General features: G+C 56.5%; 11 protein-coding genes. 9 read left to right on the top strand and 2 right to left on the bottom strand.

Annotated elements, in window-relative coordinates; translation table 11 throughout:
* Nucleotides 1-12 precede the first annotated feature (12 nt).
* Both glnD and map read right to left on the bottom strand, forming a co-directional pair.
* Nucleotides 13-2,652: a [protein-PII] uridylyltransferase gene (gene glnD, locus AAY24_RS01880; RefSeq protein WP_046858238.1), complete on the bottom strand. Its 2,640-nt coding sequence runs from the start codon at nucleotides 2,650-2,652 to the stop codon at nucleotides 13-15.
* A gap of 15 nt (nucleotides 2,653-2,667) precedes the next feature.
* Nucleotides 2,668-3,456, bottom strand: a complete 789-nt coding sequence (map, locus tag AAY24_RS01885) for a type I methionyl aminopeptidase (protein WP_046858239.1) — start codon at nucleotides 3,454-3,456, stop codon at nucleotides 2,668-2,670.
* 402 nt (nucleotides 3,457-3,858) lie between these two features.
* On the opposite strand from map, the gene rpsB reads away from it, so the two are divergent.
* The 9 genes from rpsB to bamA all read left to right on the top strand — a co-directional run bounded on the left by rpsB (nucleotide 3,859) and on the right by bamA (nucleotide 14,019).
* The gene (gene rpsB, locus AAY24_RS01890) at nucleotides 3,859-4,602 is read left to right on the top strand and encodes a 30S ribosomal protein S2 (protein ID WP_199930552.1); all 744 of its coding nucleotides are present in this window, start codon (nucleotides 3,859-3,861) and stop codon (nucleotides 4,600-4,602) included.
* A 214-nt stretch (nucleotides 4,603-4,816) separates the two neighbouring features.
* Nucleotides 4,817-5,704, top strand: a complete 888-nt coding sequence (gene tsf / locus AAY24_RS01895) for a translation elongation factor Ts (RefSeq protein ID WP_046858241.1) — start codon at nucleotides 4,817-4,819, stop codon at nucleotides 5,702-5,704.
* A gap of 79 nt (nucleotides 5,705-5,783) precedes the next feature.
* On the top strand, nucleotides 5,784-6,512 hold the full coding sequence (gene pyrH, locus AAY24_RS01900) for a UMP kinase (RefSeq protein ID WP_046858242.1): 729 nt from the start codon (nucleotides 5,784-5,786) through the stop codon (nucleotides 6,510-6,512).
* Nucleotides 6,502-7,059 (top strand): ribosome recycling factor, encoded by a 558-nt coding sequence (gene frr / locus AAY24_RS01905; RefSeq protein ID WP_046858243.1) that lies wholly within the window; start codon nucleotides 6,502-6,504, stop codon nucleotides 7,057-7,059. The genes pyrH and frr overlap by 11 nt, the downstream gene beginning before the upstream one ends.
* A gap of 256 nt (nucleotides 7,060-7,315) precedes the next feature.
* Nucleotides 7,316-8,026: a polyprenyl diphosphate synthase gene (gene uppS, locus AAY24_RS01910; RefSeq protein WP_335337232.1), complete on the top strand. Its 711-nt coding sequence runs from the start codon at nucleotides 7,316-7,318 to the stop codon at nucleotides 8,024-8,026.
* Between the two features lie 2 nt (nucleotides 8,027-8,028).
* Nucleotides 8,029-8,850 (top strand): phosphatidate cytidylyltransferase, encoded by an 822-nt coding sequence (locus tag AAY24_RS01915; protein WP_046858245.1) that lies wholly within the window; start codon nucleotides 8,029-8,031, stop codon nucleotides 8,848-8,850.
* Complete coding sequence (ispC, locus tag AAY24_RS01920; protein ID WP_046858246.1) at nucleotides 8,847-10,025, top strand: 1-deoxy-D-xylulose-5-phosphate reductoisomerase; 1,179 nt, start codon at nucleotides 8,847-8,849, stop codon at nucleotides 10,023-10,025. Before AAY24_RS01915 ends, ispC begins: the two co-directional genes overlap by 4 nt.
* Before the next feature lie 10 nt (nucleotides 10,026-10,035).
* Complete coding sequence (gene rseP / locus AAY24_RS01925; RefSeq protein ID WP_046858247.1) at nucleotides 10,036-11,448, top strand: RIP metalloprotease RseP; 1,413 nt, start codon at nucleotides 10,036-10,038, stop codon at nucleotides 11,446-11,448.
* Between the two features lie 276 nt (nucleotides 11,449-11,724).
* A complete protein-coding gene (gene bamA / locus AAY24_RS01930) occupies nucleotides 11,725-14,019 on the top strand; it encodes an outer membrane protein assembly factor BamA (RefSeq protein WP_046858248.1) in 2,295 nt (764 codons plus the stop codon).
* The last annotated feature ends 5 nt before the right edge of the window (nucleotides 14,020-14,024 follow it).

A 14,024-nucleotide genomic window follows, 5' to 3' on the forward strand; every position in this document is an offset into this window, starting at 1 on the left:
GGTTTCCCCGGCTCAACTCAGCCGCTGCTGTATCTCCTGCTCCAGCGCCTCGAACTGTTCGCGGCTGGCGAGTGGTTTGTCATTTCTGTCGGTGATGAAAAAGGTATCTTCCGCCTCTGCACCTATGGTGGCGATCTTGGCATTGATCAGCTTGATTTTGCATTGGGCAAACGCATAGCCGACCTGGGAGAGCAGCCCCGGACGGTCATCGGTGAGCAGTTTCATGATGGTGCGCTGATTGCCGTAGTCCTGTACAAAGTCGATTCGGGTCGGGGTGGAAAAGTGCTTGAGGCGCCGGGGGATGCGCCGGGATACCACCAGGTTGGCGGATTCAGGATCGGTTACGCTCTTTTTCAGCAGGTCGCAGATCTCGTTTCGCCGGTCGTTACCTTCCACCACGCTGCCATCCTGCTCCAGAACCAGGAAGCTGTTCAGTGTCAGGTTGGTATCGGTGGTTTCAATGCGGGCGCTGACGATATTAAGCCCCAGCTGGTCCAGTTGGCTGGTGGTGATGGCAAACAGGTCATCCCGGTCGGCGGCGTAGAGGAAAATTTCCGTACCGCCACGGGTGCCGGATTTACGCAGCAGTACCAGCGGGAGCTGTTCCGGGGTGCTGCCCAGGATCATGCGGGTCTGCCAGGCGATCTCTTCCCAGGTGTGGTAAAGGAAGTAGTCAATGCTGAAAGTGGTCCAGAGGCTGACTGCACTGTCCGGATCGATCCCTTCAGATTTCAGCATATGCAGGGCACCGGCCTGTTTGTTCTGTACGATCTCGTCCCGTTCCTGGGGGTTCTGCAGACCACGCAGCAGGGCCTGCTTGGTGGTGATGTAGAGTTCCCGCAGCAGGGAGTTTTTCCAGCTGTTCCATTTCTTCGGGTCGGTGGCCCGGATATCCGCCAGGGTGAGCAGGTAGAGATAGTCCAGATGAACCGGGTTCTTGACAATCTGGGCAAAATCCCGGATCACGTCGGGGTCGCTGGTATCCTTGCGTTGCGCAGTGATCGACATCAGCAGATGCTTCTCCACCAGCCAGGAGACCAGGCGGCTGTCATAGTCGCTGAGGCCATGCAGTTTGCAGAAATCCCAGGCCTCCTTGGCGCCCAGTTCGGAGTGGTCTCCGCCCCGGCCCTTGGCGATATCGTGGAAGATGGCGGCGATATAGATCAGTTCCGGCTTCGGCAGTTTCGCCATGATATCGCTGCAGAGCGGGAATTCGCCGTAATACTTGGGTACGGTCAGACGGCGCAGATTGCGCACCACGTACAGGGTGTGCTTGTCCACGGTAAACACGTGGAACAGGTCGTATTGCATCCTGCCCACAATGTTGAGAAAGGCGGGGATATAACGGGCCAGGATGCCATAACGATTCATGCGCCGCAGTTCATGGGTGATACCCACTGGTTGGCGCAGAATCTCCATGAACAGGCTGCGTGCGCGGATATCGGCGCGGAACTCATCGTTGATCAGGTGCCGATACTTGCGGATCAGGCGAATGGTGCTGGCCCGCACGCCGTTCAGTTCCGGATGCTGCTCCATGATCAGGAACAGTTCCAGCAGTGCCAGCGGGTGTTGGGGGAAGACGTCCTCGTGTACCACCTCCAGGAAGCCGCTTCTGGATTGGAAGCGCCGATTGATCGGCTTCGGCTCGTCCAGGTGGCATTTCAACAGAATCACCTCCTGGAACAGCTGCAGCAGCATCTCGTTCATGCGTCGCAGGCGCAGGGCCGTGCGGTAGTATTGCTGCATGAACTTCTCCACACCCAGCTCCTGCTTATCATCCTCGTAGCCAAACTGGGTGGCCAGGGTGCGCTGGTAGTCAAACAGGATGCGATCCTCGCGACGACCGGTCAGCAGATGGAGTGCGAAGCGCACCCGCCAGAGATAGCTCTGGCAGTCCATCAGGTCCAGATACTCTTCCTCGGTGAGAAAGCCGTGTACCACCAGTTCACGCATGGTCTTGGCGCCGTAGTGGCGTTTTACCACCCAGCCGATCATCTGGATATCCCGCAGTCCGCCGGGGCTCTCCTTGATGTTGGGCTCCAGGTTGCTGATGGTCTCTTCGTAACGGAGATAGCGCTGTTTCTGCTCCTCCCACTTGGCGGTGAAAAACTGCTCACTTGGCCAGATGCTGTCCGGCCCGGTGCAGTCCTGCATCTGCCGGAACAGATCCTCCTGTCCGATCAGCAGGCGCGCCTCCATAATGTTGGTGGCAATGGTGATATCCTGCTCCGCCTCGCTGATGCACTCGGCCACCGTGCGTACGCTGTGACCCACTTCGAGACCAATATCCCAGAAGAAGGTGAGCAGTTCAGTGAGGGGTTCGGAGTATTGATCAGGGTCCTGCTCATCCAGCAGGATCATCAGGTCGATATCTGAGCTGGGGTGGAGCTCCATGCGTCCATAGCCGCCCACCGCAATCAGGGCAGCTGCCGCATCGGCGGGCATTTTCAGCCTCCACGCCTGGCGCAGCAGTTCATCCACCATCCGGGCATGGGCCGGCACCAGTTCGGTCACCGGATCGCCCTGCTCAAAACCGCTCTTGATCGCCTGGTTGACCTGCTGGATGGCGTCCTGGAAGATCGGCAGCGGATCTTCCGCTGCCTGCACTTGACCGACAAACTGGTCAGAATCGAACTTGATATCTGGTTTCATCGCACGGGATCGTGGTCAGGCTGTGGACTGGGCGGCCTGCTCCCGCTCCTCGTCCCGCAGAGTGAGAACTTCGTAACCGGTATCGGTGACCAGAATGGTGTGTTCCCACTGGGCAGACAGGCTGCGATCCTTGGTTACCACCGTCCAGCCATCCGGCAGCATCTTAACCTGGCGCTTGCCGGCATTGATCATCGGTTCGATGGTGAAGCACATGCCCGGCTGCAGCTTGACGCCGGTGCCCGGTGATCCGTAGTGCAGTACCTGGGGGTCTTCATGAAAGCCGCGGCCGATGCCGTGCCCACAATACTCATGTACTACCGAGTAGTTATGGGATTCCGCGTATTGCTGGATGACATGGCCGATATCGCCCAGGTGGGCGCCCGGTTTGACCTGGTTGATACCGAGCCAGAGCGCGTCATATGTCATTTTGCTCAGCCGTCTGGCGAGGATGGAGGCGTCCCCCACCAGGAACATTTTACTGGTGTCGCCGTGAAAGCCGTCCTTAATGACCGTAATGTCGATATTGATAATATCGCCACTCTTGAGCTTTTTATTACCAGGAATGCCGTGGCAGACCTGGTGATTGACTGAAGTACAGATCGATTTTGGGAAGCCGTGATAGTTGAGCGGGGCGGGGATCGCCTTCTGCACGTTGACAATATAGTCATGGCAACGTTGATCCAGCTCTTCGGTGGTCACTCCCGGCTGCACGTAGGGGGCAATCATCTCCAGTACTTCGGCGGCCAGTCGGCCGGACACCCGCATTTTCTCGATCTCCTCCGGGGTTTTGATGATTACGCTCATAACTTGCTGTTTATCCTGTGATCTGTAAGAGGCGTTTACGCCGGCTAATTTGATTTGGTCTTCAGGCGCTACGCCAGAACAGCCTATTGTAAAGGGAAATCTGGCTATTATCATCTCCGCCCGCTGTGGGGTTGAATCGTCCCGCTGGTGACGGGTTGGCCGACAGGGCGATCGCAGTTATCTGGTCGGTGTTGATTGTCGCCCTGCGGCTTCTGTGGTATAAAACGCGCCCTTGGTCGGTGAACCACAGCCCGTGGGCGGCCAGAGAGGGCGGTTTAACAGCCGTCAAAATACACACACGTACCGACACAGCTGTCGGGGTGCCCGGGAGACCGGGTCGCCAGTTGGGGTGCGTGGAGGACTAACCCGTACAATTCGGAGTAATACATGAGCAACATCTCGATGCGTCAGATGCTTGAGGCTGGCGTGCACTTTGGTCATCAGACCCGCTACTGGAACCCCAAGATGGGGGCCTACATCTTCGGTCATCGTAACAAGATTCACATCATGAATCTTGACAAGACCCTTCCCCTGTACAAAGAAGCCATGAATTTCATGGGTTCCCTGGCTGCAAACGGCGGCAAGATCCTGTTTGTGGGCACCAAGCGTGCTGCCAGTGAAACCATCAAGGAAGAAGCCACCCGTTGTGGCATGCCTTACGTGAATCATCGCTGGCTCGGCGGCATGCTGACCAACTTCAAGACCATCAAGCAGCGTATCAAGCGTCTGAAAGATCTTGAGGCGATGTTTGAAGATGGCACCATTGAGCGCTTCAACAAGAAAGAGGCCCTGGGCCTGCGTCGTGAAATGGAGAAGCTGGACCGGAGCCTGGGCGGTATCAAGGATATGAACAGCCTGCCGGACGTGCTGTTCGTGATCGATACCGGACATGAGGATATCGCTGTCGCAGAAGCCCGCAAGCTGGGCATTCCGGTGGTTGGTGTGGTTGATACCAACAACAACCCGGATCCGATCGACTACGTGATTCCCGGTAACGACGACGCCATCCGTGCCATTCAGCTCTATGTTCAGGGCGCAGCTGCGGCGGTCCTGGAAGGGCGCGCCAGTGCGGCTCACATGGGTGGTAAAGAGGGTGCCGACGAATTTGTCGAAGTGCCGGAAGAGCAGGAGAAGGCAGCGGAGTAAACACCGCTTCCTGATACCGTGTAACACGGGGCGGGCCCTGTTTGACAGCGGCCCGTCCCTTGGAAACTGACAGCGCCAACCTTCTGTGTAAACTGCTCGGGCTGTTCAGCCTGATCGGAACGGGATCCTTTCAACTGACCGGCCAACCAGCCGCCAGCCGGATTTCACGGCGCTATCTACTGACTAGCTTTAAATAAGCGAGGAATAACGAATCATGGCGATAACAGCCTCTCTGGTAAAGGAACTGCGTGAACGGACCGGTTCCGGCATGATGGAATGCAAAAAAGCATTGGTCGAGACCAATGGCGATATCGATGCAGCCATCGAAAACATGCGTAAATCAGGACAGGCAAAGGCTGCCAAGAAAGCGGGACGTACCGCAGCTGATGGCCTGATAGTCATCCAGATGACCGATGACAACAAAAAGGGTGTGATGGTTGAAGTCAACTGTGAAACCGATTTTGTTGCCAAGGACGAGAATTTCACCTCTTTTGCCGATGCTGTCGCACAGCGCGCGTTGGCATCTGATGTTGCGACCGTCGAGGAGCTGCTGAATGCTCCGCTGCACGATGGGGAAGAGACCACCATTAACACCGCCCGTGAAGCCCTGATCGTCAAGATCGGCGAGAACATGAACGTGCGTCGGTTTGAGCGCTTCGAGTCTGCCAATGGTCGTCTGGCCAGTTACAGCCACGGTTCCCGCATCGGCGTGATCGTGGATATTGAAGGCGGGGACGATGAGCTGGCGAAAGATATCGCCATGCACGTTGCAGCCAGCAACCCGACCTGCGTTTCCGCAGAACAGGTGCCGGCCGACATGTTGGAGAAGGAGCGCGAGATATTCAAGGTACAGGCGCTGGAGAGCGGCAAACCAGAGAATATCGTGGACAAGATCGTGGATGGTCGTGTGCGTAAGTTCCTGTCTGAAATCACCCTGTTGGGCCAGGCCTTTGTGAAGGACCCGGATATCACGGTGGAGAAACTGCTGGCTGGCGCAGGCGCCAAGGTCAACACCTTCAAACGCTTCGAGGTGGGCGAGGGCATTGAGAAAAAGCAGGAAAACTTTGCCGACGAGGTGATGGCGCAGGTTCGCGGCGATTAAGCAACACCCAAACAGTCCCGGTTTATCCGGGACTGTTTTTATCCTACCCTTCCCTGAACCTATATATTAGTGAGTTTGTATGTCTGAGTTGATTTGCCGGCGCATCCTGCTCAAGCTGAGCGGAGAGGCCTTGATGGGGTCGCAATCCTTCGGCATCGATCCTGACGTGATCCGCCGGGTGGCCGAGGATGTAAAAGGGCTGGTCGACTCCGGTATCCAGGTCGGTCTGGTGATCGGAGGCGGGAATATATTTCGTGGTGAGGGGTTGGCTAAGGCCGGTATCGACCGGGTTTCCGGCGACCATATGGGCATGCTGGCTACCGTGATGAATGCACTGGCCATGCAGAACTCCCTGTTGAAGCTGGGTGTGGCTGCCCGTACCATGTCCGCCATCAGTATGGAACAGGTGTGTGAGACCTACGTGCGCAGAAGGGCCGTGGAGCATCTTGAGAACGGTGAGGTTGTCCTGTTTGCCGCCGGCACCGGCAACCCGTTTTTCACCACCGATTCCGCTGCCAGCCTCAGGGCGATAGAGATAGATGCGGACCTGATGATCAAAGCCACCAAGGTCGACGGCATATATTCGGCCGATCCGATGAAAGACCCCAAGGCCCAATTTTATCCCCGCATCAGCTATGATAAGGCGCTGGCTGAGGGCCTGAAGGTGATGGATGCCACGGCAATTGTATTGTGTCGTGATAACCAGATGCCGCTGCGGGTAATGAATATCAATGCCCCGGGCGCTCTGTTGCGCCTGGTGAAAGGCGAGGAAATCGGTTCCCTTGTGGAGAGTGGAAATGATCGATGACATAAAAAAAGACGCGACAACGCGCATGGGAAAAAGTGTGGACGCGCTGGATAATGAGCTGGCAAAGGTGCGTACCGGTCGGGCGCACCCCAGTCTGCTGGATCACTTGACCGTCTCCTATTACGGCTCTGATGTACCGCTAAACCAGGTGGCCAACGTTACCGTGGATGATTCCCGGACCCTGGCGGTAACGCCCTGGGAAAAGAACATGGTGCAAACCATCGAAAAGGCGATCATGAACTCCGATCTCGGCTTGAATCCCAACACAGCCGGAACGGTGATCCGGGTACCGCTGCCACCGCTGACGGAAGAGCGCAGAAAGGATCTGATCCGGGTCGTTCGTGGCGAGGCCGAGCAGGCACGGGTAGCGGTACGGAATATTCGTCGCGATGCCAACAGTGAGCTGAAAAACCTGGTGAAAGAGAAGCTGATCTCGGAAGACGATGAGCGGCGTGGCCAGGAGATTATCCAGAAACTGACTGATCAGCACATCAAGGAGATTGATGAGCATCTGGCAGAAAAAGAGAAGGATCTGATGTCGATCTAACCCTTAAATCGCCGTATTGACGGGCCTGTTGGTCCGCCCGGTATCTGGACCGCAGGCTATCGGTATAGATAGGCAAAGGGCAAGTCCCTGTTTGTAGCAACGGCTTAAGGTGGGGAAGGCGGGTGTTGTGCGGATCAGACTCCGACCCCGGGTATTGGGAAACAGTGAATCTGCAAGATAGAGCAGCGGACGGAGGGTTCGGGGTTAAATGGAGGTTGATGGAGTGACCCGCTTGCCACGACATGTCGCAATTGTCATGGATGGCAATGGGCGGTGGGCCAAACAACGCGATCTGCCACGCCACGCCGGACACAAAGCGGGGGTTAAATCGGTCCGTGCCAGTGTGGAACAGTCGGTGAAGCGCGGTATCGAAGTCCTGACCCTGTTTGCCTTCAGCAGTGAAAACTGGAAGCGCCCTGAAAAAGAGGTATCGCTGCTGATGGACCTCTTTATGGTGGCTTTGCAGCGTGAAGTGAAGCGCCTCAAACGCAACAACGTGCGGCTGCGGATTATTGGTGATCGCAGTGCATTTTCCGAAAAGCTCCAACAACGTATCGCCGCCGCAGAGGCGTCAACAGCCGATAACAGTGGCCTGGTGTTGCAGATTGCCGCGAACTACGGTGGTCGCTGGGATATCGTCCAGGCAGTCAGGAAGCTGGCCCGCAGCGTCGAGGCCGGTGAGTTGGCAGCGGACCAGATTACCGAGTCTGCGGTAGCTTCCGGGCTCTCTTTTGCAGATCTGCCGGACCCGGATCTGTTTATCCGCACCGGTGGTGAGCAGCGCATCAGTAATTTCATGTTATGGCAGTCCGCCTACACGGAACTCTATTTTACCGACAGGTACTGGCCCGATTTTGACGCGGATGCCTTCGATGCCGCGCTGGACTTTTTTGCCAGCCGACAGCGTCGTTTTGGTATGACCGGGGAGCAGTTGCCGGATACCGCAACGCAGGATTTGGGCGACTGATCATGCTGTTACACCGTATTCTGACCGCATTGGTTCTGCTGCCCCTGGTGATACTGGGGGTGCTCTATCTGCCATCTGCCGGTTTTGCCCTGCTGTTGGCTGCCGTGATACTCGTCGGTACCCATGAATGGACCCGTCTGGCCGGATTAACCCGACCCATGCATAAAGTGGCTTACCTGCTGGGTATGGCGCTGGTGATGGGGCTGCTCTATCTGCTGCTTCCTTTGCCGTTTTTCAGCCTGGGACTGTTTGCTGCCGCCAGCCTGGGCTGGCTGGTGGTCAGTTGGTTAATTATTCGTTACCAGCCTGGGCAAGCGACAGAGGCCGGCCAGCCAGCCAAGTTGCTGATCGGCTGTTTTGTGTTGCTGCCAACCTGGGCCGCGCTGGTATATCTGCATGGTATGGGTTCGGACGGACCCGCTTTGGTGCTCTACACCCTGTCGCTCTCCTGGGTGGCGGATACCGGGGCCTACTTCGCGGGCCGACAGTGGGGCCGCGTGAAGCTGTCACCCCATATCAGCCCGAAAAAGACCCGTGAAGGTGTCTATGGAGCGTTGCTCGCCGTTGGCCTGTGGAGTGGCCTATTGATCTGGATACGTCCCGAGACCGGCAATCTGCCCCAGGTGGTAATGCTCTGTCTGCTGGTCTGCCTGGTATCGGTGGTTGGTGATCTGTTTGAGAGTCTGCTGAAGCGGCAGGCCGGTATCAAGGATAGTGGTAATCTGCTGCCCGGCCATGGCGGCATTCTGGACCGAATCGATAGTCTGACGGCGGTGGCCCCCGTGTTTACCCTGGGACTGTTGTTGCTTGGGAGTGGTAAGTGATTGGTTTGACTGTTTTAGGTTCCACCGGCTCAATCGGCATCAGTACCCTGGATGTGGTGGCGCGCCACCCGGACAGCTACCGGGTGGTGGCCCTCACCGCCAACCGGGATGTGGAGCGGCTTTATCAGCAGTGCCTGAAGTTTCAGCCCCGCTATGCGGTCATGGCGGACGCCGATGCGGCCCTGGCACTGGAGAAACGCCTCAGGGATGGAGGGGAGTCGATTCGGGTTCTGGCCGGCATGGATGGGCTGGAGCATGTTGCCTCAATGGATGAGGCCCACTATGTGATGGCTGCCATTGTGGGGGCCGCCGGTCTGCTGCCGACGCTGGCGGCAGCCCGGGCCGGCAAGCGGGTGTTGCTGGCCAACAAGGAGGCACTGGTGGTCTCCGGAGCGCTGTTCATGCAGGCTGTAGAGCAGGGCGGGGCGGAAATTCTGCCCATCGACAGCGAACATAATGCGGTTTTTCAGTGTATGCCGGCGGATTTTTCCCGTGGTCTTGATCAGGTGGGGGTATCCCGTATCCTGCTGACCGCGTCCGGCGGGCCGTTCCGCTCACTGCCGCTGGACCAACTGCGGGATGTTACGCCGGATCAGGCCTGCGCCCACCCCAACTGGGATATGGGGCGCAAGATATCGGTGGATTCCGCCACCATGATGAATAAGGGGTTGGAGGTGATTGAGGCCTGCTGGCTGTTCCATACCTCCCCGGAACGGATTCAGGTGGTACTGCATCCCCAGAGCGTGATCCACTCCATGGTCGCCTATACGGATGGCTCGGTGTTGGCACAACTGGGAAATCCTGATATGCGCACCCCCATTGCCCACGCTTTGGCCTGGCCAAAACGGATCGATTCCGGGGTAGCCCCGCTGGACCTGTTCGAAGTGGCGCGGCTCGATTTCACAGAGCCCAGTTTTGAGCGATTCGCCTGTCTCCGGTTGGCCTATGGGGCGATCGAGACCGGCGGTACCTGTCCCGCCATCCTGAATGCAGCCAACGAAGTCGCAGTGGCGGCCTTTTTGTCACAGCGGTTGGGCTTTATCCAGATCCCGGAAGTGATTGAATCGGTACTCGAGGCGTTGCCGGTGCAGCAGGATGCTGACCTGGATACCCTGCTTGCGGTTGATGAAGCGGCGCGCCGGCAAGCGGAACAAATAATCCGCAGCAGGGTCTGACCTAGTCGCCATGTCATCATTTTTATTCACAATAGCGTCATTCATCGTTGCTCTCGCCATCCTGATAGCGGTGCACGAGTTCGGCCATTTCTGGGTTGCCCGAAAGCTCGGCGTCAAGGTGTTGCGTTTCTCCATCGGTTTCGGTAAGCCGTTACTGAGCTTCCGGGGCCGGGCGCCGGCGTCCGAGGCGTCGCCTGGCGAGCAGCTTACGGAGGCGGATCTGGGTACTGAGTATGTATTGGCGGCAATCCCCCTGGGCGGCTACGTGAAAATGCTCGATGAACGGGAAGGTGATGTGCCGTCCCGCTATCTGGATCGTGCTTTCAATCGACAGTCTGTTGCGGTTCGTTCCGCCATCGTGGTGGCCGGACCACTGTTTAACTTCCTCTTTGCCCTGCTGGCATTCTGGTTTATCGGTGTGTACGGGGACACTGGCACCCGTCCCTGGATCGGTCAAGTGGATGAGACGACCCTTGCCGCGCAGGCAGGCTTCAGCGCCGATGACGAGATTCTTTCGGTCGGCGGGACCCGGACGCCCACCTGGGAAACGGCTGTTTATACCCTGTTGAGCGATGCCAGTTCCGGTGATGATGTGCTGGTCAATGTGCGGGATGCATCCGGTACGGAACGCACCCGCATCCTGCCTGGGGGGCAATTGTTGACGCTGGCCGAAGATGGTCGGTTACTCGAGCGCATCGGCCTGTCCCCCAAGCGACCTATCATTGAACCGGTTATCGGCCAGGTGGTCGCCGGTGAGGCGGCCGAATCCGCCGGTATCCAGGCCGGTGACCGGGTGCTGTCAATTGACGGACAGGCGGTGAACTCCTGGGCTCAACTGGTTGAATATATTCAGAAACATCCTGGGTCGCTGGTAACGATGGAGATATCCCGTGCTGGCGTGCAGCAGGCTGTCCAGCTCATCGTTGGGCAGTTGAAACGGGGTGATCAAACCGTTGGACGGATTGGTGCAGGTCCGGAGGTGCCCGAGGGTCTGTTTGATGATTACCGGGTGGAAGTCCGTTACGGCCCGCTCGAAGCGGTGACTATGGCTGCGGCCAAGACCGGCGATATGTCGCTGTTTATGTTGAAAATGCTCGGTCGCATGCTGACCGGTGAGATTTCGGTGCGAAACCTCAGTGGGCCGATCTCCATTGCTCAGACAGCGGGACGGACCGCCAGTTTCGGACTAACCCAATTCCTCAAGTTCCTCGCTCTGGTCAGTATCAGCCTGGGTGTATTGAACCTGTTGCCGGTGCCGATTCTGGATGGCGGACACCTGTTCTATTTCGCAATCGAGGCGATCAAGGGGAGCCCGGTTTCCGAGGTTGCCCAGGCCTTCGGACAGCGGATCGGGATGGCAATTCTGCTTGGCCTGATGACGCTGGCCTTCTACGTAGATATCACCCGTCTGTTCAATTCGTAATTAATTCGGCCTAACCCTTGGGCGTGGTGGAAAGATTATTTATACTAGGGCACTTTTCCCGTTTAGGGCATCTGGTGGAGATCGGGTGAACAAGGGGAATGTTTTTTATTATCAGTGCAGTAGAATGATTCAGCGCGGTTTTTGGCCAGATCATTTTAAGCGGCCACCATCTACCCTTGGTTGATAGGATCAGAAATGGTTAATTCGGATTCCGGTACGATGAAGGGCTCTGTTGTCATGGATGGACTTACAATAACAAAACCCCCAAAAGATAATATGAACCTGGTTAAACTATTTCGATCCTCGCTGCTCCTGATTGCCCTTCTTCTACCCCAACTGGCCCTGAGCGAAACCTTTGTCGTGCAGGATATTCGGGTTGATGGGCTGCAGCGCATCTCACCGGGAACGGTATTCAACTACCTGCCGGTCAAGATCGGTCAGCAGATCGAGTCGGACGAGACCGGTGAAATCATCCGGGCGCTTTACAAGACCGGTTTTTTCAAGGACGTAAAGCTGGAACGCCAGGGTGACGTGCTGATTGTTTTCGTAACTGAACGCCCGGCCATCGCCAAGATTGATATCGAGGGGAATAAATCGCTTGAAACCGAGCCCTTGCTGATTGCACTGAAAGATATCGGGCTTGCCGAGGGGCGTGTGTTCAACCGCTCCATCCTGGATAAGATCGAGCAGGAGTTGCAGCGCCAGTATTTCAATCTGGGTAAATACGCGGTCAAACTCTCATCCACTGTGACGCCCCTGGAACGTAATCGGGTTGCGATCAATATCGATATCTCTGAGGGCGGGACCGCCCGAATTAAAAAAATCAATATTATCGGTAACAGCAGTTTCGAAGATGATGAACTGCTGGATGAGTTCACTCTCGATACGACGGGCTTCCTGTCATCCTTCACCAAGGACGACCAGTACTCCCGGGAGAAGCTCTCCGGTGATCTGGAAAAGTTGCGTTCGTTCTATCTGGACCGGGGCTATATCAATTTCAAGATCACATCGACCCAAGTCTCCATTACGCCCGATAAGAAGGATATCTATGTCACCATCAATATCGAAGAGGGCGATGTATACACCATCAAGGATATTCTGCTGACCGGTGATCTGGTTTTGCCCAAGGAGGAGTTCTTCCCCATGATCCACCTGGCCCGTGGTGAAGTGTTCTCCAGAAAGCGGGTTATCGGCAGCGCGGAACGCATTACCAAGCTGTTGGGTAATAACGGTTATGCATTTGCCAATGTGAACAGCATTCCGGATATTGATGAAGAGACCAAGCAGGTGGCGGTCACCTACTTTGTTGATCCGGGTAAACGGGTCTATGTCCGGCGTATTAACATGAAGGGTAACAGTGATACCCGGGATGAGGTGTTGCGCCGGGAAATGCGCCAGATTGAGTCGGCCTGGTACTCGACGGAGCAGGTCACCCGCTCCCGGGAGCGCCTGCAGCGGCTCGGTTTCTTCGACGAAGTGAATGTGGAGACACCGGCTGTTCCGGGATCGACAGACCAGGTGGATGTGAATATTTCCGTCGTGGAAAAGCCCATGGGTAACCTGATGGCCGGGCTTGGCTTCTCCCAGTCCGATGGCATCGTCTTCAGTACCAGTCTGACCCAGAATAACTTTCTGGGAACCGGTAAGCAGGTCTCCCTGGCATTTGACAACAGTGACTCCAGCACCCACTACCGGGTCGGTTACGTGAATCCCTACTATACAGTGGACGGTATCAGTCGGGGCTTCAATGTGAGCTATCAGAAAACCGACTTCGACGAGGTGGATACGGCCAGGTATCTGACCGATATTGGTGACGTGGGGATGGTGTTTGGTGTGCCCATTACCGAGACTGATCGGGTCAATTTCACCCTGGATCTGATACATACCACCTATAAACCGGCGGATGATGCATCCTACGAAGTAGAGCGGTTCGCAACCGAGAACGGCGATACCTTCCTGGATTTCAAAATCGGCACCAGTTGGAGCAGGGATTCCCGTGACTCAGCCCTGATGCCGACTAAAGGTGCGATGCAGAGCCTCTCTGCATCGGCCACCATACCGGGCAGTGACCTGGGATACTACAAGATTGCCTACCGGCATAAACGCTATTTTCCACTCAACAAGACCTTTACCCTGGCCCTGAACGGGGATCTTGCCTATGGTGATGTCTATGGGGATACCACCCGGCTGCCGTTGTGGGAGAACTTCTTTGCCGGTGGTATTAAGTCGGTCAGGGGTTATGCGGATTACAGCCTGGGGCCGGTCGATGAAGATGACGATCCGCTTGGTGGCAACGTAAAAATCGTTGGTAACGCCGAACTGCTCTTTCCGGCACCGTTCAAGCTGATGGAGAAAACCATTCGCCTGAGTCTGTTTTTTGATGCGGGGAACGTCTACTCCACTCATGACGGGTATGATGTCGATCTGGGTGAACTGCGTTACTCTACCGGTGTTTCCGCCCTGTGGTTATCGCCCATGGGGGCATTGGGTGTCAGCCTTGGCATGCCGCTCAACGACAAGGACGGTGATGACACGGAGATATTCCAGTTCACCTTCGGAACCGCATTTTAAGTGTT

This window comes from Sedimenticola thiotaurini (assembly GCF_001007875.1).
GTDB classification, from domain to species: Bacteria; Pseudomonadota; Gammaproteobacteria; order Chromatiales; family Chromatiaceae; genus Sedimenticola; species Sedimenticola thiotaurini.

What these genes read in the sequence shown, in the direction of transcription:
- glnD (WP_046858238.1), bottom strand. Translation starts at nt 2,652, where the DNA reads ATGAAACCAGATATCAAGTTCGATTCTGACCAGTTTGTCGGTCAAGTG.
- map (WP_046858239.1), bottom strand. Translation starts at nt 3,456, where the DNA reads ATGAGCGTAATCATCAAAACCCCGGAGGAGATCGAGAAAATGCGGGTG.
- rpsB (WP_199930552.1), top strand. Translation starts at nt 3,859, where the DNA reads ATGCGTCAGATGCTTGAGGCTGGCGTGCACTTTGGTCATCAGACCCGC.
- tsf (WP_046858241.1), top strand. Translation starts at nt 4,817, where the DNA reads ATGGCGATAACAGCCTCTCTGGTAAAGGAACTGCGTGAACGGACCGGT.
- pyrH (WP_046858242.1), top strand. Translation starts at nt 5,784, where the DNA reads ATGTCTGAGTTGATTTGCCGGCGCATCCTGCTCAAGCTGAGCGGAGAG.
- frr (WP_046858243.1), top strand. Translation starts at nt 6,502, where the DNA reads ATGATCGATGACATAAAAAAAGACGCGACAACGCGCATGGGAAAAAGT.
- uppS (WP_335337232.1), top strand. Translation starts at nt 7,316, where the DNA reads ATGGATGGCAATGGGCGGTGGGCCAAACAACGCGATCTGCCACGCCAC.
- AAY24_RS01915 (WP_046858245.1), top strand. Translation starts at nt 8,029, where the DNA reads ATGCTGTTACACCGTATTCTGACCGCATTGGTTCTGCTGCCCCTGGTG.
- rseP (WP_046858247.1), top strand. Translation starts at nt 10,036, where the DNA reads ATGTCATCATTTTTATTCACAATAGCGTCATTCATCGTTGCTCTCGCC.
- bamA (WP_046858248.1), top strand. Translation starts at nt 11,725, where the DNA reads ATGAACCTGGTTAAACTATTTCGATCCTCGCTGCTCCTGATTGCCCTT.